Here is a 22,241-nt window from a genome sequence, read left to right on the forward strand (position 1 = left end):
TCAGCCCGCCTTTGGGCTCAGGCGCGCACCGCCTCGGCGATCACCGCGGCGGCCGCGTCGAGCGCACCCGATCCGTGGGGGACGTCGAGCGCCTGCAGGCCGGCCTCCATCGACGCGAGCGCGCCGAGGGTCATGTGCGGGTTGACGTGGCCCATGTGGGCGACCCGCAGGAAGTCGCCGTAGGTCGGCTCGTTCGGCAGGGCCATTCCGAGCCCGATCCCGAGGGTCACGCCGGCGTGCTCCTCCAGCCAGGAGCGCAGGCGCTGGGCCGCGCCGCCCCCGAACCGGGCGGCCGTCACCGAGTGCGACCGCGCGTTGACGTCGGCCACGTTGAGGGCGATGTCACCGGCGCTCGCCCAGACGTCGAAGGCGGCCCAGACGGTGCGGGCGAGCACCTTGTGGCGCGCCCAGATCTGCTCAAGCCCCTCCTCCTCGATCATGTCGAGAGCCTCGCGCAGGGCGAAGAGGTGGTGGGTCGGCGCCGTGCCGCCGAAATTGTGGGAGAAGACCTCGGCCTTGATCCTCGGCTTCCAGTCCCAGTAGGGCGTGGCGAGGTCGGAGGTCTGCGAGGCGGCGAGGGCCTTGTCGGAGACCCAGATGAACCCGAGCCCCGGCGGCACCATCAGCCCCTTCTGGCTTGCCGCCACCAGCACGTCGACGCCCCAGGCATCGAACTGGAACGGCTCGCAGACCAGCGAGGCGATGGCATCGACGGCCAGCAGCGCCGGGTGGCCGGCCTCGTCGATGGCGGCACGCACGGCGGCCACGTCGTTGCGCACGCTCGTCGCGGTGTCGACCTGGGTCAGCAGAACGGCGCGGATCGTGTGCTCGCGGTCCGCCTTCAGCGCCTCGGCGATCCGCGCGGCGTCGATCGGGCTGCGCCGTCCGAAGTCGATGGTGTCGACGACGACGCCCATCCGGCGCGCGGCATCTGCCCAGCCCAGTGCGAAGTGGCCAGTCGCCGCGACGAGCGCCCGGTCGCCGCGCGAGAACATGTTGGCGATCGCCGCCTCCCAGGCGCCGTGGCCGTTGGCGATGTAGATCGCCGCGTGCGCGGTCGAGCCCGCCACCCGCTTCAGGTCGGCGAGGATGCCCTGGGTGAGGTCGACGATGGCGCCGGTGTAGATGTTCGGCGCCGGCCGCTGCATGGCAGCAAGAACCCGGTCGGGCATGACGGACGGACCGGGGATGGCCAGGTATTGCCTTCCGTTGGCGAGGCTCATTTTGGAGAGGGTCCTAGGGCTGTCGGGACGCAGACGGTCGATGAGGATGCGTGCGCGCGCCATCCCGTCGCGGAATGGCGCAGGCGCTCCGCGGAGCACATCGCAAAGTGGGAGAGCCGCGCCGGCTTGTCGATGGAAATCTGAACCGGCGGCGGCCGACGCGGCGGTGGGTCAGCGGGCGGCCACGTCCGGATCGGGGGCGAGTTCGGCGACGCCCAGCGCCTTCGCCCATCCGTTCATCTCGGAAATCAGCCGCTCGGGCAGCGTGATGAAGCCGTCGTTGCCGGCGATCGCCTCCGCCGCCCGGTCCCCCGGCACGCGGATGCGGTCGACGCCGTCGCGGCGACGGGACGCACGGATGGTGTCCAGCGCCTCCTTCGCGCGCGCCTCGAAGCCGTCGGCGCCGAACAGGCGCGGGTCGATGGCGATCATCAGCCATGAACAGTCGGCAGGCTCGGCCGGATCGCCGTACATGCTGGCGACGCCGGCTCCGAGCGAGCCGCCCGACAGCAGGCCGCAGAGCAGATCGATCGCCAGCGCGAGGCCGAAGCCCTTCGCATCGGCCGCCGGCCGCAGCAGTCCCGCAAGCGCCGCTGACGCGTCGGTGGTGGGCTCTCCGTTCCGGTCCAGGGCCCAGCCGTCGGGAATCGGGCGGCCAGCCGTGGCGGCGCTGCGGATGGTGCCCATGGCCGCCGCGCTCATCGCCATGTCGAGGATGAACGGAGGTCCGTCGCGCACCGGGATGGCGATCGCCAGCGGATTGTTGCCGACGACCGCCTCGGCGCCCCCGGGCGCCGCCATCATCGGCCGCGTGTTGCACATGACGAGGCCGATCAGGCCGGCATCGGTCGCAAGGCGTGCGACGGCTCCGGCCACGCCGAAATGCGTGGCGGAGCGGACGGCGACGGCGGAAATCCCCAGCTCCGACGCCTTGGCGACGGCGGTCGCCATGGCCTGTCCGGCCGCCGCGTGACCGAGTACGAGCCCTCCGTCGTAGACGGCGACGGCGCCCCGGTCGTGAACCAGGCGGATCTCGCCGGACGTCGACAGCGTGCCGGCGTGCAGCCGCTTGAGATACATCGGCGCCTGCAGGAAGCCGTGCGAGGCGCGGCCTTCGCGCTCCGCGCCGACCAGACCGTCGGCGACGGTGCGGGCCGCATCCGGCGCGACGCCGACACCACGGAACAGATCGGCGAGAAAATCCTCGCAGCGCGCGACGGCGAGCCTCTGCGTGCCGGTTGCTGTGGCCTGTGCATGAGCCATGGGCGTCGTCCTCCCGTTTCGTGGTGCGCGCGGCATCGGCGCGTGGCCGTTTGTCCGGCCTTCTCACCGTTGTCGGGGGTGCGGGCTCGGCGATCAACGCGCGTCCGCATCGGCCGCGCCGTCGTTTCGCTTGGCGAAATGGGGGAGATGCGGGTTTGCCCGCCCGATGCGGCGACACGTATGGGATGGACTGGCAACGGGAGGAGCGAGGCGTTTCGCTCGGGAGAGTGCCTTGGCAATAACATACGACCTGGTGAAACAGGTGGCGTGCGATCTCTACGGATGGTCGCTCAAGAAGGTTCCGGACGATACGCAGGCGGCGCTCGCGGCGGCGGCGGAGCGCGAGACCAGTCCGGCGTCCCGCCAGACCCTCCGCTTCCTGCAGGCGGCGGCGGTGGCGGCGGAGCGCGAGAACCGCCACGCCTGCTCCGATGCCGGCTTTCCCACCTATTTCGTCAAGATCGGCACGCGGGTTCAGCTCGACGGCGACATCCGCCGGGCCTTCGTCGACGGCTTCGCGCAACTCGTCGAGACCATCGACCCGCCGATCCTGCAGTTCATCACCCATCCGCTGACGCTGGAGCGCTCCTACGCCGGCAAGGACATGCCGATCCTCTCCTTCGACGTCCTTGACGGCGCCGACTACATGGAGGTCGTCTGCTCTCCGAAGGCGCTGGGATCGGGCCGATGGGCGGCGCTGAAGATGTTCTCCTACCCGACGCTGGAGGAGATCGAGACCTTCGTCCTGGAGTGCGTGCTCGAGGCCGGCTCCCAGCATTGTCCGCCGGTGGTGATCGGCGTCGGCATCGGCGGCTCCTTCGACAACGCCGCCAAGCTCGCCAAGACCTCTACCCTGCGCCACATCGGCACCGCCCATGCCGATCCGATGGTGGCGGCGATGGAGGAGCGGCTGCTGGAGGCGGTCAACAAGACGGGCTTTGGCCCCATGGGGACGGGCGGCGACACCACCGCGCTCGCCGTCCACGTGGATTATTCCGCCGGGCACGGCTTCGTGCCGGTGGCGGTGTGCTTCAACTGCTGGATCAACCGGCGCACCTCGGCGCGGATCCACGACAGCGGGGAGATCGTGCGCCTTGAGTGACGACGCTCTCGCCGACCTGCCGCGCCTGACCCTGCCGCTCTCGCCGGAGACGGCGCGCTCGCTCGCCGTGGGCGAGCAGTATCTGCTCGACGGCGAGATCACCGCGACGGCGGGGTTCTCCACCCATCAGCGCATGGTGGCGCATCTCGAGCGCGGCGAGCCGTTGCCCGTCGACCTCGCCGGCGGCGCCTTCTTCCACATGGGCAGCAAGTGCCGGGAAACCGCCGACGGCTGGATCCCCGACTACGTCAATCCGACGACGTCGACACGCTTCGACGCGTTCATGCCGACGATCATCCGCCGGCTGGGGCTGACGTCGCTGGGCGGCAAGGGCGGGCTCGGCGACGATGTGGCCCCGGTGCTGGCAGAGATGGGATGCGTCTATTTCGCGATGCCCGGCGGAGCGTCGCCGCTGCTGAGCCGCGGGGCCGAGCGGCGACTTGAGACCGGATGGGACGATCTCATCGAGCAGTTCCGGCTGTCGCGGTTCCGCCTGCGGGACTTCGGCCCGGTGACCGTCGCCATCGACGCCCATGGCAACAGCATGTTCGGCGATCTCCGGCAGCGCGCCGAAGCGCGCCTGCCCTCGATACTGGCCGACCTCAACGCCGCGCGGACCGCCTCGCGACCCGCCGGCTGATCTCACGACAACGAAAACAAGCGGAGGAAGCACCATGATCAGAACGATGACGAAGACTGTTGGGCTTGCGGCGATGCTCGCCGCGATGCCGGTGGCGGCCCATGCCGACGATGCGCAGCTGCCGAAGACCATCGCGTGGACGTCCTACGACGTGGGCTCCGCCAGCTATGCCCAGGCGGTGGCCATCGGCAAGGCGATCAGCGATGCCTACGGCGTCAGCCTGCGCGTCCTGCCGGCGACCAGCGACGTCGCGCGGCTGTTGCCGCTGAAGCAGGGCCGCGTCGGCTTCTCGCTGATGGGCTCGGAATCCTACAACGCCGCCGAGGGCACCGAGGCGTTCGCCGAGCCGGAGCTCGGTCCGCAGCGCCTGAGGCTGCTGGCCGGATCGAATTCGGACAACTGCTTCACGCTGGCGCTGCACGGCGACACCGACATCCAGAAGGCCTCCGACCTGAAGGGCAAGCGCATCGGCTATGTCGTCGGATCGCCGGCCCTCCAGAACAACGTGGCCGCGTTCCTGGCCTTCGGCGGCCTCACCTGGGACGACGTCAAGGCGGTCGAGGTGCCGAGCTTCGGTGCGTCCTGGGAAGCGTTCCTGAACGGCCAGGTCGACGCCATCACCACCCTCACGACCACCTCCTTCGCCGTCCAGGCGGAGGCCTCGCCGAGCGGGCTCAAGTGGCTGGCGCTTCCCGCCGCCGAAAAGGATGCGTGGAAGCGGCTGCAGGTCCACAAGCCGCAGTTCTCGCCGCGTCTCGCCAGCGATGGCCCGGCGCTCTCCAAGGAGAACCCGGTCGAGTGCGCCGGTTTCCCCTTCCCGGTGCTTGCCACCTACGCGGAGACCGACGCGGACCTCGCCTACAACATGACCAAGGCGGTCGAGGACACCTTCGACAGCTACGTGAAGGTCGAGCCGGGCCTGGTCGGGCTGTCGCCGGATCGGCAGAACTTCCAGTGGGTGATCCCGTACCACGAGGGCGCGGTGCGCTACTGGAAGGAAGTCGGGCTCTGGACCGACGAGGACGAGGCGCACAACGAGGAGCTCGTGAAGCGCCAGGACGCGCTGGCAGGAGCCTGGGAGAGCCTTGCCGGCCTGTCGGCGGACGAGCGCAAGGCCCAGTGGCCGGACGTTCGCAAGAAGGCGCTGGCCGACGCCGGCTTCTGATCTCACTCTGACGGATCGATCGGGGCGCGTCGGCGAGGCCGGCGCGCCCTTGGTTTGTGACCACGACGGGGCGCGGGGCCGCTCCGGGGAGTATGTGTATGACGGCGCGCTATCTTGAGGATTTCGAGGTCGGTGAGGCGTGGACCAGCGACCCGTTCGTCCTGTCGGAGGACGACATCGTCCGCTTCGGCAGGGAATACGACCCCCAGCCGATGCACACCGACATCGAGGCGGGGCGAAACGGCAGGTTCGGGTCGGTGATTGCCAGTGGCTGGCAGGTCGCCGCCATGACCATGCGCATGTTCGTGCAGGCCGGCGGCTACGGCGAGACGCCCATGGTCGGTCTCGGCATCGACGAACTGCGCTGGCGCAAGGTGGTGCGCGCCGGCGACGAGCTGCGCGTGGTGCGCGAGGTGATCGAGGTGCGTCGCTCCCAGAGCAAGCCCGGCTTCGGTGTGGTTCGCACCCGGGTGGAGGTCCGCAACACCGACGGCGAGGTGATGATGTCGTTCATCTCGGCCGGACAGGTGCCTGTCCGGCCCTCCTGATCGACCGCGACGGTCGACGCCGCTACAGGTGCCGGCCTTCGTCGACGGGAATGGAGATGCCGGTCGCGCTGGTGAGTTCGGTCACGCAGGCCATCACCGCCCTGGCGACGTCGTCGGGCGTCGTCAGGTGGCGCAGCGGCAGGCCTTCGGCCACCGCCTGCAGCCGCTCGTGGGTGCGACCCGCGACGAACCCGGTGTCCACGCCCGCCGGCGCCACGGCCAGCACGCGGATCTTCGGGGCGAGCACCTTGGCGAGCCCGATGGTGAGGGCATCGACACCGGCCTTCGCCGCGCAGTAGGCGAGGTTGCTGCCGACGCCGGTGCGGGCCGCGATCGACGACACGTTGACGATCACCGACTTGGCCGGAACCTCCAGCAGCGGGCGGAGCGCCCGCACCATCGCGAACGGTCCCCGCAGGTTGACCCGCACGACGTCGTCGAAGAGCTCGTCGGTCAGGCCGTCCAGGTCGTCGAGAGGCAGCGGCCGGGTGAATCCGCCGTTGTTGACGAGGGCGTCGACGCGGCCGAACCGGTCGCCGATTTCCCGTGCCGCGGCGCTCACCGACTCCGCCTCGCCGATCGAGATGCGCAGCGCCACGTGCCCGGATCCGGCAAGGCTTTCCACGACCTCCTGCGCCGCGTCCGCATTGGCGTTGTAGCCGACGACGACCCGGGCGCCCGATGCGGCGAGCCGGACCGCACAGGCGCGGCCAATGCCGCTGCTGGCTCCGGTCACCACGGCGACGGCATCCGGGTCGAACTGGGTCGCGGTCATGGCGTGTCCTTCGGGAGAGGTGTTTCGGGCGGGACCGGCTGGCGGTTCCTCGATGCGGACGGCGGCCAATCAGCCGATCGCGGCGGCCGCCGGTCGCGCAGCATGTCTCAGGCGGGCGCGTCCGGCCAGTAGGCGCGGCGAAGCTCCTGCTTCAGGATCTTGCCGACGGCCGAGCGTGGCAGCGACGGTCTCACCTCGACCGCCGAGAGGTGCTGCATTCTCCCGAGACGGGCGTTGGCGGCGGCCAGGATGTCGTCGGGATCGGCGGCCTGTCCGGCCTCCAGGACCACCAGGCCCAGGGGCGTCTCGCCCCATTTCTCGCTCGGAACCGCAATCACGCACGCCTCGGCCACCGCCGGGTGCGCGGACAGTTGGGCCTCGAGGTCGGAGGCATAGATGTTGAAGCCGCCGGAAATGATGACGTCCTTCTTGCGGTCGACGAGGCGCAGGAAGCCGTCCTCGTCGAACACCCCGATGTCGCCGGTGCGATGGAACAGCTCGCCCTTGGCGTTGCGGAAATGGAAGGCCTCGGTCGCCTCGCGGTTGCGGAAGTAGCCGCTCATCATGGTGGGCGAGCGGCCGATCACCTCGCCGCGCTCGCCTTTTGGGAGCTCCGTGCCGCTTTCGTCGATGATGCGCACGTCGTTGTCCGGGGCGGGACGGCCAACGGTGGCCGCCTTGTCCGGGTATGCGCCCACGTCGAGGATCACGGTGCAGCCGCCTTCCGTCAGGCCGTAGACCTCCAGGAACCGGCCCGGCCAGCGGTCCACCGCGGCGCGCTTCGTTGCCGCGGACATCGGCGCGCCGGTGCACTGCTTGACCTTGAAGGTGCCGAGGTCTCGCCGGGGGAACGAGGCGGCGGCGAGAATCCGTTCGTACTGCACCGGCACCAGCATCGTGTGGGTCGCGCCCATCGTCTCGGCGAGATCGAGATAGGTCTCGGCGTCGAACTTCGGCATCAGGACGACCCGGCCGCCATGGAACAGCGCCGCCAGCATCGGCATCAGCGTCGTGTTGGAATAGAGCGGCGTGGCGAGCAGCATGGTGCTGTCGGGGCCGAGGCCGAAGAGGGCGCGCGCACACTGGCGGTGGCGCATCGCGAAGGCGTGGACGATGCCCTTCGGCAGGCCGGTCGTGCCCGACGAGTAGATGATGTTGAACGGAGCAGCGGGCGAGGGGATCAGCGGCTCGGCGAGCGGCGGTGCGTCGGCGAGATCATCGGGCGTGTCCGTGTCGACGAGGCCGGCCGCGGTGATCCCGGCCAGTTGCCGGCACCGGTCGGCGTCCGCGAAGATGAGGTCGGGCTCGGCGTTCCTGAGCATCCCCGCCAGCGCCTCCGGGCTCGCGGAGATCGGCAGCGGCACTGCGCAGCGCCCCGACGCGATGGTCGCCAGATAGGCAACCACCAGCCCGATGCTGTTGTGGCCCGCCAGCCCGATGCGCCCCTGTCCGTCCGGTGCGGCCGCGACGATCCGGCCAGCGAGGCCGAGGACGCGGCTCCTGAGATCCGTCCATGTCAGCGTCTCCTCGCCGCAGACGAGGGCCGGCGCATCGGGTGTGCGCTCGGCATGGGACAGGATGACGGCAACCAGCGTCGCTTCGGCGTCTTCGGCGGGGGTGGGCATGGGTCAGCTCGGATCCGCGACTAGGATGATGTGATCGGCCACCAGGGCCGGCCGTTCGGAGTGCTCCAGCTCGATGGTGGAGGCGGTGACGATGCGGGTTCCGCGCGGGTGGTCGGACACGTCGACGAGGGTCAGCGCCAGCCGGATCCGGCTGTCCACGGGCACCGGGCTCAGGAAGCGGACCTTCTCGTAACCGTAGTTGAGACCGCTGCCGCGATGGCGGATCGCATAGAGCTCCCGTTGCAGGCGGGGCACCAGCGCCAGCAGGAAGAGCCCGTGGGCGATCGTCTTGCCGTCCGGCATCTCGGCGGCGGCCCGCGCCGTGTCTACGTGGATCCAGTGGTCGTCGCCGGTCAGCTCGGCGAAGGCGGAAATGTCCGCCTGGGTGACCGGCCGCCAGCCGGACTGGCCGAGGAAGCTGCCGGCATGGGCCTTGAGATCGGCGGGGCGGTCGACAGTCAGCATGGTCTCTCCCGGGCGCGCGTGCGCCGCATCCGTCGTTGCTGCCCGCCGTCTTACGCGATGGCGGTGCGGGCCGGGCCTTTGGGAACCGACGCCGCCAGATCCGGATCGAGCGAAAGGACCACTTTCCCGATCTGCAGGTTCTCGTCGAGGATCGCATGGGCAGCGGCCACGTCCTCGAACGGCACCACGGCGTGGATGCGCGTCTCGATCCGACCACTCGACAGGAGCGGCCACACCTGGTCGACCAGTTCGGCGCCGATGCGTCCCTTGTAGGCGGCATCGCGGGGGCGAAGCGTTGACCCGGTCAGGGTGAGGCGCCGGCGGACGATCTGGCGGATGTTGACCTCGGCCGTCGGGCCGAGATGGCTGGCGATGAAGACGAGCCGCCCGTCGAAGTCGAGCAGGTCGAGCTGGCGCTGGGTGTAGGGGCCGGCCTGGGCGTCGAGGATCACGTCGACGCCGCGTCCGCCCGAGAGGGCGCGGATCTCGTCGTCCCAGGCGCCCCGGTAGTCGACGGCGGCCGCGGCGCCCACCTCAACGCAAACCGCGCGTTTTTCGTCGGTTCCGGCCGTGGCGTAGACGGTGGCATTGCGCAGTACCCGGGCGATCTGGATGCCGGCGAGGCCGACGCCGCTTGTCCCGCCCTGGATCAGCAGGGTCTCGCCCTCGGCGAGGCGGGCCAGCCAGATCAGGTTGTTCCAGGCGGTGAAATAGACCTCCGGCAGCGAGGCGGCCTCGATGAATGACAGCCCCTCGGGAACCGGCAGGCATTGCGGTGCCGGCACGCAGCAGTAGTCGGCGTAGCCGCCGCCATTGGCGAGCGCGCAGACCGGATCGCCGGGTGCCAGCGACGTCACGCCGGAGCCGACGGCTTCGACGAGGCCCGCGATGTCGAGGCCCGGAATGTCCGATGCGCCGGGCGGGGGCGGGTACATCCCGCGGCGCTGCTGCACATCCGGTCGGTTGACGCCCGCCGCCACGACGCGGACGAGGACGTCGCCCGGACCGGGTGTCGGGCGCTCCCGCTCGACAAGCCGCAGCACCTCCGGTCCGCCGGGTTCGCTGATCTCGATCACGCGCATGGGGCAACCGCCTCGATTGGGAGCGGCCGGCCGGCCGCCGCTTCCCGTTCCGTCTGGGTCCGGTCCAGGGCTCAGTCCTCCCAGGAGTGCACGACCGGGCTGGTCAGCCGGCCCAGGCCTTCGATCTCGATGTCGAGGACGCCGGTCAGCTTGTGCAGATTGACCGAGCGATGGCCGTTCGGAAACTTGCCGACGCCCTTGGCCGAGGTCCCGAAGCAGATCACGTCACCGGGCTCCAGGGTAAAGTAGCGGCTCGCCTCGGCGACCACCTCCTCGATCTTGAACCGGTAGCTCGACGTGTTGTCGATGGCGAACGGTTCGCCGTCGAACCAGCCCTTCACTTCCAGCGCGTTGGGGTCGGCGACCTCGTCGGCGGTGGTGATCCACGGCCCCATCGGGCCGAACGTGTCGCTGGCCTTGGAGCGCGCGTGGTAGACGAAGTAGACGTCGCGGTCGTCGTCGCCGTGCAGGTTCCGCCAGCCGAGATGGTGCGGGCGGATCAGGTCGGGCTCGCGGGTGGTGGCGATGGAATCGAGCCCGAACTTGAGGCCGTGCGACGTCACGTCGTTGACGATCGTGTAGCCGAAGATCGCCTCGCGGGCCTCCTCGACGGTGAGGTTGCGGCAGCGCTTGCCGATCACGCCGGCGAGCTCCAGTTCCGGGATCGTCTCGCCGTAGTGCTCTTCCATGACGATCGGCTTGGTGTGTCCCGTCAGGCACGACGGCGCCTTGAAGAAGAAGTTCGGGACGCCCGGATCGCGGTGGGCCGACTTGCGGATGCCCATGTTGTTGAAGGCGACCCCGATGACCTTGCTCGGGCGCGGCTGCGGCGGCAGCCAGTCGATCGCGGTGTCGAGCGGGGCGACGGAGGCCGCCGCCGTGAGCGCCTTGCGGGCGCGGTCGAGTTCGGCGGCTCCGCCCTCGATCAGATCGTTCATGGTGCGGGGGGCGTCGGCGAAACCGGCGGCCGCGTAGAGATCGGCGAGCAGCAGGATCCTGTCGCCGTCGGCGGCGACGAGGGCCGGCTTGTCGTGGTGAACGATCGTTCCGAACTTCATGCAGATCTCCAGAAAACGGGGTGCGGAGGGGGCGCGCTCAGGCGACCCGCTCGGGGGTCCCGTTCAGCTTCACGTGGTGATTGAGGTAGGCGGCGTAGCCCAGGATCGGCAGCACGAAGACGGCCGCCAGGAGGACGAGGTCGAGGTCCGACCAGCCCGGCACGATGGTGGCGGGCAGCGCGATCAGGATCGCCCCGGCGAACAGCACCGCGCGCAGCGGCCGTCCGAACCAGCGGTCGGCGAACAGCACGCCGATCCCGGGCACGAAGCCCTGGATGGTGCAGGCGAACAGCGAGATGCCGACGAGCGCGAGACCGAACGCGATGATCGTGTCGGTGAGCGGCCCCTGCAGCACCAGCGCCGGCTGGAAGGCGAAGAAGAACGGGATGAAGTAGATCACGCTGCCGAGCCGCATCGCCTCGAAGCCGGTCGCCATCGGCGGCGTCTTGGCGATGGAGGCGGCGGCGAAGGCGCCGAGCGCCACCGGCGGCGTGATGAACGACAGCATGCCCCAGTAGAAGATGAACATGTGGACGGCCATCGGGTTGAGGCCGACCTGGACCAGCGCCGGGGCGAGCAGGATGGCGAGGAAGATGTAGGCCGCCGTCGACGTCATGCCGACGCCGAGGATCAGCCCGGTGATCGCCCCCATCACCAGGAGCATGATCTGCGATCCGCCCGCCACCCGGAGCAGGTCGTTGACGAGCGTCGCCGCGACCCCGGTCATCGACAGCGCGCCGACGATCATGCCGACCGCGGCAAGGATGGCCACCAGGTTGGCGAACAGCCCGCCCAGGCTGTCGAAGAAGCGGCCGACCTCGGCCCAGCCCCAGCGGTGCCGCTTGGAGAACACCTGGTTGAGAAGGATCAGCAGCGGCGTGGCGTAGTACGGCGCCAGCGCCTCCCGGCGCATGATCAGCAGCATGTAGATCAGGAGCGCGAAGACGAAGACGTAGTACCAGCCCTCCTTGAAGGTCTGGCGGACGGATGGGAGTTCGTCCGCCGGCAGCCCCTTCAGGCCCTCCTTCGCGGCCATCGAGTCGATCTGCACGAACAGTCCGAAGAAGTAGAGGATCGACGGGATCGCCGCGGCCAGCGCCACCTCGGCGTACGGCACGTTCATCATGCTGGCCATGACGAAGGCGGTCGCCCCCATCACCGGCGGCATCAGCACGCCGCCCGTCGAGGCGCAGGTCTCCACGCCGGCGGCGAACGTGCCGCGGATGCCGGTCCGCCGCATCGCCGGTATGGTCATCACGCCGGTGGTGAGCACGTTGGTGATGACGCTGCCGCTCATCGAGCCCATCAGGCCGCTCGAGAAGATCGCCACCTTGGCCGGTCCGCCGCGCACCCGCCCGAGCAGCGCGAACGAGATGTCCATGAAGAACGCCCCGGCGCCGGTCTGCTGCAGGGCGGCGCCGAACACGATGAAGCCGACGATCAGCTGGGCGAACGTCCTGAGCGGGATGCCGAGAATGCTCTCCGAGCCCATCGCGTGGTATGCGGCGGTGTAGCCGGCCGACGACGGGAAGCCGGCGATCACGTTCGGCAGGTACTCGGTGTACATCGGGTAGCAGGAGAGGATCGCGACGATGATCGCCAGCGGCAGCCCGCCCGCACGCCGTCCGGCCTCCAGCACCAGGAACCACAGCGCGAACGAGAAATAGATCGCGATCTCCGGCGGGGCCATTTCCCAGCCGCGCAGCTTGATGTTGTAGGCGTTGGCGAAGAAGTAGCCGCAGACCACGACGATCGCGACGGCGAACACCCAGTCGTACCAGCGCGGCGGCAGCCCGATGAGCGCGGCCCTGAACGGGTAGAGCAGGAACACCGATGCCAGCGCCAGCGCGATGATCGCGTAGTAGAAGCGCAGGTCGATCAGCGTCACGCCGACGAAGAAGCCGAGGTTGAAGCTCTGGTTGATCGCCAGCACCAGGATGAGCCCGGCGGCGATGCGCACCAGCCAGCGCGACAGTCCCGTCGGCGTTCGCGCCCCGATTTCGGGAGCGGCCTCGATCTCCTGCGCCTTGTCCATGTCGTGGCCCTCCCGGTGGTCCTGACCGGCTTGGCGCCGGTGGCCACGTCTTTGCTTTGCTTGGTGCGGGGCTCCGGTTGAGCCCGGTCTGTCGGCGTCCGCGGCGCACCCGTCAGGCGGCGCGCCGGTCGCTCTTGAGCCTGGGACGGCGAGCCGCTGCCCGCCTTCCCGGCGCGGCTCTATCCGATATCGAGGCCGACGAGCCGCGCCGGATTGTCGCGAACCATGAGCCGGACCTCGTCCTCGCTGAAGCCCAGCGCCAGGCACATCTTGATCGCCTGGCGCATGCCCTCGACGGGGGTCGGATTGTCGACCTGTCCGAGGTCCGAGCCGATCGACGAGTGTTCCACGCCGGCGGCCAGGATGTGCTCCTTCAGCTCCTGCGGGGTGAACACGTTGAAGCGCGAATCCACGTAGAGGCAGGCCGACTGCTCGATCAGGGCGCCGAACTCGGCCAGCTCGCGGATGTCGTCGTAGGTGAAGTGCAGACCGTACATCGGGTGGTTGACGATCAGCCGCTTCACGCCGCGTGCCTTCGCCTCGGTGAACAGCTTCCAGATCTCGTAGACGTGGAGGTGCCCGGAGGAGAGGATCGCGTCGAACTCTGCGATGGAATCGAGGATCTGCTTCACGACGTCCAGCAGCTCGCCGTGGTCGTCGAGGACGGTCAGGCCCTTCGGCGGCTTCAGCTGGACGTTGGCGGCGAGCCGCGACTTGCGGAAATTGGTGCGGATGTGGTTGGCGGAATGGGCCGTCGGCATCCAGATCAGCTTTGCGCCGTGCTTCAGGATGGAATCGACCACGTAGGGGTCGAGGGCGCCGGCCGAGTTGTTCAGCACCAGGCCGCCGTACATCGCGACCCCGTGGTGGCCCAGCACCCGCTCCATCATCGGCAGGAACGGCGCGACGGAATAGTGGTGGTCCTTGAACAGGATGCCGCGCATGCCGGCGGCGGCGGCCTGCTCCACCGCCTGGAAGTGATCAACCTGGCGGGCCATGATCGACGGACCGGAGTGGACGTGCAGATCGACGGCACCCTGCATCAGGCCGTCGACCACGCCGTCGTCGATGTCGGCGATCAGTCGACGCACTTCCTCGCGATTGCTGTCGGAACCCACGGCGCTTCCTTTCCCGTTTTCTTGGTGGGCTGTTCTGTGATGCCCACTGTGGCTTAGGTCCTTGCCCGGCCGCGAGACAACGAAACGATGGCGCCGTTTCGACAGGCGAAATAACATGGTGCGAGAAGCGGGTGCCAAGCCCGCGTGTCCCGGGAGGACGTTCCATGTCCATTCGCTCCATCGAGCGGGCGATGCTGGTGCTCCAGGAGCTCAACCGGCAGCCCTACACATCGATCGCCCAGCTGCATGCGGCCACGCGCCTGCCGAAGCCGACGCTCGTTCGCATCCTCAAGACGCTGGAGGGGCTCGGCTACGTGGAGAACGACACCCGGCTGGGCGGCTACCAGATCACCGGGCACGTCGTGTCGCTGAGCTCCGGCTTCCACAAGGATCCGCTGGTGGTCGAGGCCGGCCGGGCCTGGGCGATCTCGCTCACGCGGAAATACCAGTGGCCGGTGTCGATCACGCTGCTCGACCAGGATGCGGTCGTGGTGCGGTTCTCCACCGTTCCCGACAGCCCGATCTCGCCCTTCCACAAGACCGTCAACATGCGCCTGCCGCTGCTCACCAGGGCGCTCGGGCTGGCCTACGTCGCCTTCGCCCCGACGAGCGAGCAGGACCTCATCATCGACATCCTGCGCCACTCCGACGACCCTGAAAATGCCCTCGCCCACGACCCGGCCGGCGTGGCGCGGCTCTTCGCCCGGGTGCGCAGGGACGGGTTCGCCACCCGCGCGGCCTACGTGGAGCCGCGCAACTCCGACACCATCGCGGTTCCGATCTATTCCGAGAACGAGCGGGTCGCGGCGACCCTTGGGCTGACCTATTTCAAGTCGGCCTTCTCCTCCCCCGACGAGGCCTGCGCCCGTTACGTCGGCGTCCTCCAGGCGACCTCGGTGGAAATTTCCGAGGATCTCCGCCGGCTCTCGCGGGCGGTGCCCGGAACCCGCACGGTCCCCGCCGCCATCGGCGCCGCCTGATCCGGGCCGCTCAGCCGAGCGTGAGGAAGACGACCGAGACGAGCGCGAAAAAGGTGAGCGCGAAGGCGCCGTTCCAGCGGAAGCCGATGACCGACGGCGGCTTGCCGACCACCGAGGACGCGATCGCGACGGTCGACGTCATCGGCGAGGTGACCAGGGCGACGGCCCACGAGGTGAGAACGGCCAGCAGCAGCAGCGTGCTGGAGATCGGCAGCCCGGCCGCGACCACCGAGGCGACCAGCACCGTGCCGGGGATCATCGGGTTCAGGCCGATGAACGAGGTGACCACGATCGTCGCCCCGATGGCGACCGCGAGCGTCCCTCCTTCCAGCCCCGACCAGAGGATCGCGGCCCGCAGGTCGTCGGAGGGAACCAGCGTGGCGATTACCATGCCGAGGTAGCCCGAGGCGGTCATGACGCAGATCTCGTTGACGGCGTTCGGCAGCTGGACGCCGGCCTCCGCCGCCAGCCAGCCCACCGCGCTTGCGCTCGTCTCGCCGGGCGCGCGGGTCAGCAGCACCCAGCCGAGCGCGAACGACGGCACGATCAGTAGGATCGCCGCGCGCAGCGGCATGCCGAGGATCGTTTCCGCGAGCGCCGCCGACCCGGTGATGGTGACCATCAGGGCCACGAGCCCCATCAGCGCGGAGGCCGACCCGAGCCCCGAGTTGGCCTGGATCCGCCCGCGGGGACGGGGCTCCATCCGGTCGAACCCCCAGCCGAGCAGGCAGAAGACGAAGGTGGTGGCGAGCCCGTAGGGCAGGTAGTCGACCCAGGAGAGACCGGGCAGGATCGGCAGCAGGATGTTGAGGGCGATGCCCACCGGCGACCACATCATCGTCGCCGCGAACCCCCGCACGACCGCGGTCGTGATGCGGCGCTCCTGGATGGCGTCGACCTCGGGAGGGGCGTTGGAGGCCTTTCGCGTCTGCTGCGCGATGTTCATCAGGAGCAGGAAGCCGCCGATGTTCAGGAGGATCCCGAACAGGTGCCCCGCGCCGGCCAGCAGCAGGAAGCGGCGGGAGGGTGGCTGGTCGACCACGTAGTAGCCGGCCCGGCTGATCATCGACGAGCGCTGGGCGGCGATGCGCAGCAGCGTCATCACCGCGATCAGCGCGGGCAGATACATGGCGCGGCTTGCCGACAGGAGGAACTGGTCGAACGATCCGTGCGCGACGACGTAGACGACCGTCACCGCAAGCGCCATCACCAGCAGCACGCGGGTGTTGGTGCGCAGCCGCCGCCAGCCCATCAGGATGAAGACGAGCACCAGCGCCAGGGCCGCGAGCGAAAGCCCGTGCAGCCCGGTCATCATGTCGACGAAGACGAGGACGGCTACCGCCAGGATCAGGATAGCGGCCACCGAGGTGGCCGGTCCGCCGGCGGGCGCAATGGGTTGTGATGACGGGGGGCTGGTCACATCGGACTGTCCGCGGAATGATACGGGCGTAGCAACCTGCCGGGATGCTGGCAAGCCGGCTTGCGCCGGTCCGCCCCCGCGTGGGCCCGACCACCGCTGCGATACGCGTTTCCATGCCGGACCCGGGCCGATGCCCGCTTGCCGCGCCGATCTTCAAGGGAGATCCGATTGATCAGGCCACTGGACGGGGTGACGGTCGTGGAGTTCGCGGGTCTCGGTCCGGCGCCGTTCGCGGCGATGCTGCTGGCCGACATGGGCGCCAGCGTCACGCGCATCGGACGCGCCGGAGATCCGGGCGGCGACGGACGGTTCATGGAACGCGGTCGGGAGGTGCGGGGCCTCGACCTGAAGTCCGGTGAGGGACGACAGGCGGCCCTCGACCTGCTCACCGCGGCGGACGTGCTGATCGAAGGTTTCCGGCCCGGCAAGATGGAGGCGCTCGGGCTCGGTCCCGACGACGTGGCGGCGGTCAATCCGCGCATCGTCTACGGGCGCATGACCGGGTGGGGCCAGGAAGGCCCAATGGCGCACATGGCCGGCCACGATCTCAACTATCTCGGCATGACCGGACTGCTGAGCCTGATGGGTCACCCGGACCGGGAGCCCACGCCGCCGCTGAACCTCGTCAGCGATTTCGGGGGCGGCGGCATGTACCTGGCGTTCGGGATCGTCTCTGCGCTGATGCGGGTGCGCCAGACCGGCGAGGGGATCGTGGTCGATGCCGCGATGGTCCATGGCACCACCCATCTGGCGACGTTCGTCCACGGCAGCATGGCGCGGGGCAGGTGGAGCGGCGGGCGCGGGGCCAACATGCTCGATGGCGGGGCCCCGTTCTACCGCGTCTACCGGACGGCGGACGACCGCTTCATGGCGGTCGGCCCGCTCGAGCCGGCCTTCTACAAGGCGTTCATCGAGACCGTTGGGGCCGAGCCGGACTTCCTGCAAAAGCAGTGGGACCGGGATGCGTGGCCGCAGATGGCGCGACGGCTGGAGGAGATCTTCGCCACCCGCACCCAGGCGGACTGGGTGGCGGCCTTCGAAGGGGTGGACGCCTGCGTCACGCCGGTCCTCTCGATGGACGAGGCGCGGGCGCATCCTCAGCTCAGCGACTGCTTCATGACCGCCGACTGGGCGGTGCAGCCGTCGCCGGCACCCCGGTTTCGGCCGCTCAGGTAATCTCTGTCGGCGTGCCCGCGCGCCGATCCACGGGTTTCCGACCTATCAGGTGCGTCCGCCCAGCGAGAACAGTCCCTCGCCGTCGGTCTCCTTCGGCACGAACGCCGTGACCGCCTGGCGCCGGAGGGAGAAGTGGGCGGGAGTGGTCGTCAGGATCTCGCCGTCCGCATTGATATCGAGGGGCCGCTTGGTCCGCACGGTGAGCTCGGTCGTGCCGAAGGTGCGGACGTTCTTCCACCGCTTCTGGGTGCCGGTCTTGAGCGCCGGCAGCAGCGCCAGCAGTTCCGACCAGTGCTCGATCTCCAGGCTGTAGACGTCGAGCCGTCCGTCGTCGGGTTCCGCCTCCTCGTCCACCGCCAGGCCGCCGCCGTAGTAGCGCCCGCTGCCCACCGAGATCTGCAGCGTGCGGACGGTGTCGACGTGGCCGTCGTGCTCGATCTCCGCCGTGAAGGGCCGGCTCTGCGTCACCAGCTTCATGGCTGAGAGGGCATAGCCCAGCTTTCCGAAGCGGCGCTTGTCGTCGGAGGTGAGGACGCGGGCGAGCTTGGCGCTGAAGCCGATGCTGGCGACGTTGAAGAAGTAGTAGTCGTTGACGATGCCGAGATCGAGCGCGCGGGTCTCCCCGTCGATGATGATCTGCGCTGCGTCCACGACGGTGAAGGGGATCTCCAGCGTCCGCGCCAGATCGTTGGCGGTGCCGAGCGGCAGGATGCCGAGCGGCAGGCCGGCTTCCACCAGCCCTGCCGTGGCCGCGTTGAGGCTGCCGTCGCCGCCTCCCACGATCACCATGTCGACCTCGTCCGCGTGCGCGCGGATCGCTGCGGAAATGTCCTTGCGGTCCTCGGTCTCGGGCTCGATCAGCCGGATCCCGCTGTCCCGCAGGAGCGCGATCGCGTCGTCGATCGGCTCGGCACCGCGCCGCGCGTTCGGGTTGAGCAGCAGCAGCGCTGTCCGGCTCTGATCGGCGTCTTCCATTGCTGCGTCCTTGTCGCGGGGTCTGCGGGACAACGCACGAAACGCGCATTCGTCTCTGCGCTGTCGCGCCTTATTCGCCGCGCCGCGCGGCCAGGCCGGTCACGGGGTCGTCTGGCCGTCGATCATGATGATATCCGCGTCGTCGCCAAGGGCGCTGCGGGCGATCTCCACGACGCTGCGGGCATGGGTGAACAGGATCGGCTGGACGGTTTCGCTTGCCTCGGCAAGCGCCGTCAGGCCGGCAGCCGTGCGCGCGTCGTCGAAGGTCTGGAAGATGTCGTCGCCGATGAAGGGGGCCGGCTCGTTGCGGGCGGCGTAGTCCTCCAGGAAGGCGAGGCGCAGCGCCAGGTAAAGCTGGTCGCGGGTGCCGTCGGACAGGCCGGGGATTGCCACCCGCTCGCCGGAGGCCCGGATGCCGACCAGCTCGGGTCTGTCCTCCTTGCCGAACTGCTGGGCGATGCCGGCAAAGTATCCGGCGGTGAGGGTGGAAAACAGCCGGCCGGCCCGGGCCATCAGCGGGTCGTCCTGGGACTGGCGGTGCTGGTCCATGGCGGCCGAGAGCAGGGCGGAGGCGAGCTTCAGGACGGCCCATTCGCGGCCCGCCTCCAGGATTTCTGCCTCGGCCATGTTCCGCTCGAAGGCGGCGCGCTCGGCGCCGGCCGCGGCGTCCAGCCGGTCGCGTTCCCGCTTCCGCTCCGACAGCGCCGCGAAGACCTCGTTCATGTCCTGGTCGATGCGGGCTTCCTCGCGCTCCAGCGTCGCGACCTCGATGGCCGCCTGCTCGGGGTCGAAGTCGCGGAGTTCGTGGCGCACCGCGTCCTCCTCCGAGCCCACCGCCACCTCGGAGAGCCGGTGCCGGCATTTTTCCAGGCTGAGCGCCACCTCGTCGCGGATACGTAGCCGGCGTAGCAACTCGGCGGGTGCCATGCCGTCGGGCGCCGCGGCGACCAGCCGGTCCCGGTCGGCGAGGGCGGCGGCGTGCGCGTCGCGCGCGCGCGCAAGCTCCGCCTGCGCGTCGGCGAGCGCTGCCTGCGCGCTGCGCCGCTGGGCGTCCGCGGTGCGCGCGCCCTGGGTGCGCTCGGAGAGGGCCTCGATCGCGTGCGCGGCCGGCAGGCCGGCGAGGTCCGGGGCGGCTTCGCCGACGAGGGCCGATACCCGCTCCTCGAAGCGGGCGATGTCGCGCCGCATGCCGTCGACGCGCCGGGCGCGGTTGGCGCGTTCGCGGCGGATGTCCGGCACCTTTTCCCAGAGCGCGATGGTGGCGGCGGTCCGCTCCAGCCCGGCGGTCTCGGGGAGGCCGACGGTTGCGAGCGCGGCGCGGAAGCGCGATGCCCAGTCCGCCTCGGTTTCCGCGACCGCGGCGCGCTTGTCGGTGAGCGAACCCAGGCGCCGTTCGCGGTCCTCCGTCTGCACCGCGTGGGCGCGCCGCTCGCTCCAGTCTTCGGCGCGTTCGGCGAGCCGGGCCTCGATGGCGCGGGCGAGCGCAGGAACGGGAAGGTCGCCGGCGTCGTCGAGACCGGCGCCGGTGGCAATCGCCTGGAGGGCGGGGCGGAGGCGCGCGGCCGCCGCGTCGAGCCCCGTGAGCCCGTCTTCCAGGTCCTGGGCCTGGCGGCGCAATGCGAGGATGTCCTCGACCGATCGCAGCCAGTCGAGCATCCGCTGCGGGGCCTCCGGCTCGATCCCGAGGGCCGAAAAGTGGGCGCGATAGTCGGCCTCGATGCGCGCGCGCGCGGATTCCGTTTCGCTGCGCTTTTTTGCGCTTTTCTGCGCGTTATTGCGCACGTCGGCCCGGGTGCGCAGGCGCGTCTCCTGCTCGTGCAGGCGGGTGGCGTCGGCGAGCGCGCCATCGGCCGCCGCGTCGGCCGCCCGGGTCAGGGCGGTCGCGTCGGCGACCCTCCCGGCGGCCTCGGCGGGGGCGGGAAGCGGGGTCCGGCCCTCGACGATGTCGGCCAGCCCCGCGAAGGCGGTGTCGCGGGCCGTGCGTGCCTCGGCGATGCCGATGCGGGAGGGGACCGGGCCCGCCTGCTCAGCGGCGGCGATCTCCCGGTCCAGCCGGTCGAGTTCGTCGGCGAGTTCGGCGGCGCGGCGGTCGAGGGCGGCGAGCTCGGCGTCGACGCCCGCGAACGCCTCCTGGGCCCGGCGCAGGGTGTCCGGCTGGGGTGGCGGGGTGGCGGCGAGGCGGTCAAGGTCGGGGACCGGCGGCGACAGGCGGGCGAGGCGGGCCTCGAGGTCGCGGTGGAGGGCGCGGCGGTCGGCCTCGAGCTGGTCGCGGCGGGCAAGCGGGGCGATGTCGGGGGCAAGCGCCGCGAACCGGTCGCGCCAGGGCTTGGGGTCGTTGAGCGCGCCGGCCGGCCGGCGGGCGCGGACCTCGTCCAGCTCGGCGCGGGCTTCAGTGATCTGGTCGTCGAGGCCGGAGGCGGCGGCGGCGAGGCGGCGGCCTTCCTCGACCAGGGACTTCAGGTCGGCGAGCACGGCATCGGTGGGCAGCCGGCCCTCCAGGTCCGCGTCGGCGATGCCCAGCCGGTCGGCGTACTGGCGCAACTCCGCGTCGTAGTTGTCGCGTTCGGCCTCGATGCGCGGCAGGTCGCGCAGCTTGGACTCGTGGTCGCCGGACTCGCGGATGAGGGCGAAGATCTCCTCGGCCTGGGCGACCAGGCGCTCGTCCACCTCGACCCGCCCCAGCGCATCGGCCTGGCGGCGGGCCTGATCCTCGGCGCGCTCCAGCGCCGCCGCGGCGCGCTCCAGCGTGGCGAGGCACTCCTCCAGCGCCGCCGCGTGGCCGGCGGGCAGGCAGGCCAGGTCGGCATGGGACGCGAGCGCCGCCTCGTCGGCGTCGATCTCGGCGACGATCGGGCGCAGCTGGCGCAGGCGTTCCAGCCGGGCGGCGGCGCGGCGGGCGGTGGTGCGTTCGGCGGCGAGCGCGTCGTAGCGGGCCTGCAGGTCGTCTATGGCGGTGTTGAGGGCCTTCCAGTCGGTGGCGCGCAGCTCGCTCTCGCGCTCGGCCTTCCGGGCCGCCTCGTGGCGGTCGAGGATCTGGTAGAAGCGCCGGTCCTTCGACTTGCGTGGCGCGAAGATGGCGCCGGCCTCGTCCTCCAGCGACGTCTTGAGGGTGGTCAGGCCGGCCAGCCCCGAGGCGGCGGAGAACAGCAGGCTGCCGAGCTCGCCGTCGCTCTTCAGCATGTCGTCGGCGCCCTGGCGCAGACGCTCGGAATCCAGGCCGAAGGCGCGCTCGAACACGTCGCGGGTGAGCGAGCCGAGGAAGGGCGCCAGCGCGTCGTCGCGCAGTTCGCTCTCGTCGTCGCTGTCGGAGATGAGGGTGGCCTTGCGGCCCTTCCGCCGGCGGAAGGACAGGCGCTCGCCGCTGCCGGAGACCAGCGTCGCGCCGACTCGGAGCGCCGTGCTGTCGTGGCGGAAGTCGTAGGCGGTGAGGTGGGGAAAGCCGAACAGCAGGTCGGAAATGGCGGCGAGCGCGGAACTCTTGCCCGCCTCGTTGGGACCGTAGACCACGTGCAGCTTCGCGCCAGGCCGGAAGACGATCTCCCGGTCGGCGAGGGCGCCGTAGCGCAGCAGCGACAGGCGTTCGAACCGCAT

At 70.2% G+C, this 22,241-nt stretch carries 18 protein-coding genes; 6 read left to right on the forward strand and 12 right to left on the reverse strand.

The features are described from left to right. Positions 1-17: 17 nt before the first annotated feature. Together AB7M35_RS14650 and AB7M35_RS14655 are read right to left on the reverse strand one after the other, a co-directional pair. Positions 18-1,223 (reverse strand): pyridoxal-phosphate-dependent aminotransferase family protein, encoded by a 1,206-nt coding sequence (locus AB7M35_RS14650; protein ID WP_453961023.1) that lies wholly within the window; start codon positions 1,221-1,223, stop codon positions 18-20. 171 nt (positions 1,224-1,394) lie between these two features. Next, the gene (locus AB7M35_RS14655; protein WP_453961024.1) at positions 1,395-2,486 is read right to left on the reverse strand and encodes an Ldh family oxidoreductase; all 1,092 of its coding nucleotides are present in this window, start codon (positions 2,484-2,486) and stop codon (positions 1,395-1,397) included. Positions 2,487-2,718: 232 nt separating this feature from the next. On the opposite strand from AB7M35_RS14655, the gene AB7M35_RS14660 reads away from it, so the two are divergent. The 4 genes from AB7M35_RS14660 (at position 2,719) to AB7M35_RS14675 (ending at position 5,941) form a co-directional block, all read left to right on the forward strand. Beyond that, positions 2,719-3,588, forward strand: a complete 870-nt coding sequence (locus AB7M35_RS14660; protein WP_453961026.1) for a fumarate hydratase — start codon at positions 2,719-2,721, stop codon at positions 3,586-3,588. Continuing rightward, positions 3,581-4,228 carry a fumarate hydratase C-terminal domain-containing protein gene (locus AB7M35_RS14665; RefSeq protein WP_453961027.1) on the forward strand — a complete coding sequence of 216 codons (648 nt, stop codon included), beginning with the start codon at positions 3,581-3,583 and terminating at the stop codon, positions 4,226-4,228. The genes AB7M35_RS14660 and AB7M35_RS14665 overlap by 8 nt, the downstream gene beginning before the upstream one ends. A 46-nt stretch (positions 4,229-4,274) precedes the next feature. Beyond that, positions 4,275-5,393, forward strand: a complete 1,119-nt coding sequence (locus AB7M35_RS14670) for a TAXI family TRAP transporter solute-binding subunit (RefSeq protein WP_453961029.1) — start codon at positions 4,275-4,277, stop codon at positions 5,391-5,393. A gap of 98 nt (positions 5,394-5,491) precedes the next feature. Continuing rightward, positions 5,492-5,941 carry a MaoC family dehydratase gene (locus AB7M35_RS14675; RefSeq protein WP_453961031.1) on the forward strand — a complete coding sequence of 150 codons (450 nt, stop codon included), beginning with the start codon at positions 5,492-5,494 and terminating at the stop codon, positions 5,939-5,941. A 22-nt stretch (positions 5,942-5,963) separates the two neighbouring features. On the opposite strand, the gene AB7M35_RS14680 is transcribed toward AB7M35_RS14675, so the two are convergent. The 7 genes from AB7M35_RS14680 to AB7M35_RS14710 all read right to left on the reverse strand — a co-directional run bounded on the left by AB7M35_RS14680 (position 5,964) and on the right by AB7M35_RS14710 (position 14,099). Beyond that, positions 5,964-6,716 carry an SDR family NAD(P)-dependent oxidoreductase gene (locus tag AB7M35_RS14680; protein WP_453961033.1) on the reverse strand — a complete coding sequence of 251 codons (753 nt, stop codon included), beginning with the start codon at positions 6,714-6,716 and terminating at the stop codon, positions 5,964-5,966. 107 nt (positions 6,717-6,823) lie between these two features. After that, a complete protein-coding gene (locus AB7M35_RS14685; RefSeq protein WP_453961035.1) occupies positions 6,824-8,341 on the reverse strand; it encodes a class I adenylate-forming enzyme family protein in 1,518 nt (505 codons plus the stop codon). A gap of 3 nt (positions 8,342-8,344) precedes the next feature. Beyond that, on the reverse strand, positions 8,345-8,806 hold the full coding sequence (locus tag AB7M35_RS14690) for a MaoC family dehydratase (protein ID WP_453961037.1): 462 nt from the start codon (positions 8,804-8,806) through the stop codon (positions 8,345-8,347). Between the two features lie 50 nt (positions 8,807-8,856). After that, a complete protein-coding gene (locus AB7M35_RS14695) occupies positions 8,857-9,888 on the reverse strand; it encodes an NAD(P)H-quinone oxidoreductase (protein ID WP_453961038.1) in 1,032 nt (343 codons plus the stop codon). 71 nt (positions 9,889-9,959) lie between these two features. Beyond that, on the reverse strand, positions 9,960-10,946 hold the full coding sequence (locus tag AB7M35_RS14700; RefSeq protein WP_453961041.1) for a fumarylacetoacetate hydrolase family protein: 987 nt from the start codon (positions 10,944-10,946) through the stop codon (positions 9,960-9,962). A 37-nt stretch (positions 10,947-10,983) separates the two neighbouring features. After that, complete coding sequence (locus tag AB7M35_RS14705) at positions 10,984-12,981, reverse strand: TRAP transporter permease (protein ID WP_453961043.1); 1,998 nt, start codon at positions 12,979-12,981, stop codon at positions 10,984-10,986. Between the two features lie 179 nt (positions 12,982-13,160). After that, positions 13,161-14,099, reverse strand: coding sequence for a DUF6282 family protein (locus AB7M35_RS14710; protein ID WP_453961045.1), 939 nt, complete (start codon positions 14,097-14,099; stop codon positions 13,161-13,163). A gap of 164 nt (positions 14,100-14,263) precedes the next feature. Between AB7M35_RS14710 and AB7M35_RS14715 the strand changes: the two genes are divergently transcribed. Further along, the gene (locus AB7M35_RS14715; RefSeq protein WP_453961047.1) at positions 14,264-15,079 is read left to right on the forward strand and encodes a helix-turn-helix domain-containing protein; all 816 of its coding nucleotides are present in this window, start codon (positions 14,264-14,266) and stop codon (positions 15,077-15,079) included. 10 nt (positions 15,080-15,089) lie between these two features. Here AB7M35_RS14715 and AB7M35_RS14720 read toward each other — a convergent pair whose 3' ends face one another. Further along, positions 15,090-16,442, reverse strand: a complete 1,353-nt coding sequence (locus AB7M35_RS14720) for a hypothetical protein (protein WP_453961048.1) — start codon at positions 16,440-16,442, stop codon at positions 15,090-15,092. 225 nt (positions 16,443-16,667) lie between these two features. On the opposite strand from AB7M35_RS14720, the gene AB7M35_RS14725 reads away from it, so the two are divergent. Next, the gene (locus AB7M35_RS14725; protein WP_453961050.1) at positions 16,668-17,675 is read left to right on the forward strand and encodes a CaiB/BaiF CoA transferase family protein; all 1,008 of its coding nucleotides are present in this window, start codon (positions 16,668-16,670) and stop codon (positions 17,673-17,675) included. A 45-nt stretch (positions 17,676-17,720) separates the two neighbouring features. Here AB7M35_RS14725 and AB7M35_RS14730 read toward each other — a convergent pair whose 3' ends face one another. Both AB7M35_RS14730 and AB7M35_RS14735 read right to left on the reverse strand, forming a co-directional pair. Beyond that, the gene (locus tag AB7M35_RS14730; RefSeq protein ID WP_453961052.1) at positions 17,721-18,650 is read right to left on the reverse strand and encodes a lipid kinase; all 930 of its coding nucleotides are present in this window, start codon (positions 18,648-18,650) and stop codon (positions 17,721-17,723) included. A gap of 99 nt (positions 18,651-18,749) precedes the next feature. After that, entirely contained in the window at positions 18,750-22,241 is a 3,492-nt protein-coding gene (locus AB7M35_RS14735) for an AAA family ATPase (RefSeq protein WP_453961054.1), read from the reverse strand.

The sequence above is a fragment of the Amorphus suaedae genome, assembly GCF_053629675.1.

Coding starts and splice junctions, on each gene's coding strand:
- AB7M35_RS14690 (WP_453961037.1), bottom strand. CDS start 8,806: ATGCTGACTGTCGACCGCCCCGCCGATCTCAAGGCCCATGCCGGCAGC.
- AB7M35_RS14650 (WP_453961023.1), bottom strand. CDS start 1,223: ATGAGCCTCGCCAACGGAAGGCAATACCTGGCCATCCCCGGTCCGTCC.
- AB7M35_RS14700 (WP_453961041.1), bottom strand. CDS start 10,946: ATGAAGTTCGGAACGATCGTTCACCACGACAAGCCGGCCCTCGTCGCC.
- AB7M35_RS14670 (WP_453961029.1), top strand. CDS start 4,275: ATGACGAAGACTGTTGGGCTTGCGGCGATGCTCGCCGCGATGCCGGTG.
- AB7M35_RS14735 (WP_453961054.1), bottom strand. CDS start 22,241: ATGCGGTTCGAACGCCTGTCGCTGCTGCGCTACGGCGCCCTCGCCGAC.
- AB7M35_RS14705 (WP_453961043.1), bottom strand. CDS start 12,981: ATGGACAAGGCGCAGGAGATCGAGGCCGCTCCCGAAATCGGGGCGCGA.
- AB7M35_RS14675 (WP_453961031.1), top strand. CDS start 5,492: ATGACGGCGCGCTATCTTGAGGATTTCGAGGTCGGTGAGGCGTGGACC.
- AB7M35_RS14730 (WP_453961052.1), bottom strand. CDS start 18,650: ATGGAAGACGCCGATCAGAGCCGGACAGCGCTGCTGCTGCTCAACCCG.
- AB7M35_RS14655 (WP_453961024.1), bottom strand. CDS start 2,486: ATGGCTCATGCACAGGCCACAGCAACCGGCACGCAGAGGCTCGCCGTC.
- AB7M35_RS14695 (WP_453961038.1), bottom strand. CDS start 9,888: ATGCGCGTGATCGAGATCAGCGAACCCGGCGGACCGGAGGTGCTGCGG.
- AB7M35_RS14680 (WP_453961033.1), bottom strand. CDS start 6,716: ATGACCGCGACCCAGTTCGACCCGGATGCCGTCGCCGTGGTGACCGGA.
- AB7M35_RS14685 (WP_453961035.1), bottom strand. CDS start 8,341: ATGCCCACCCCCGCCGAAGACGCCGAAGCGACGCTGGTTGCCGTCATC.
- AB7M35_RS14715 (WP_453961047.1), top strand. CDS start 14,264: ATGTCCATTCGCTCCATCGAGCGGGCGATGCTGGTGCTCCAGGAGCTC.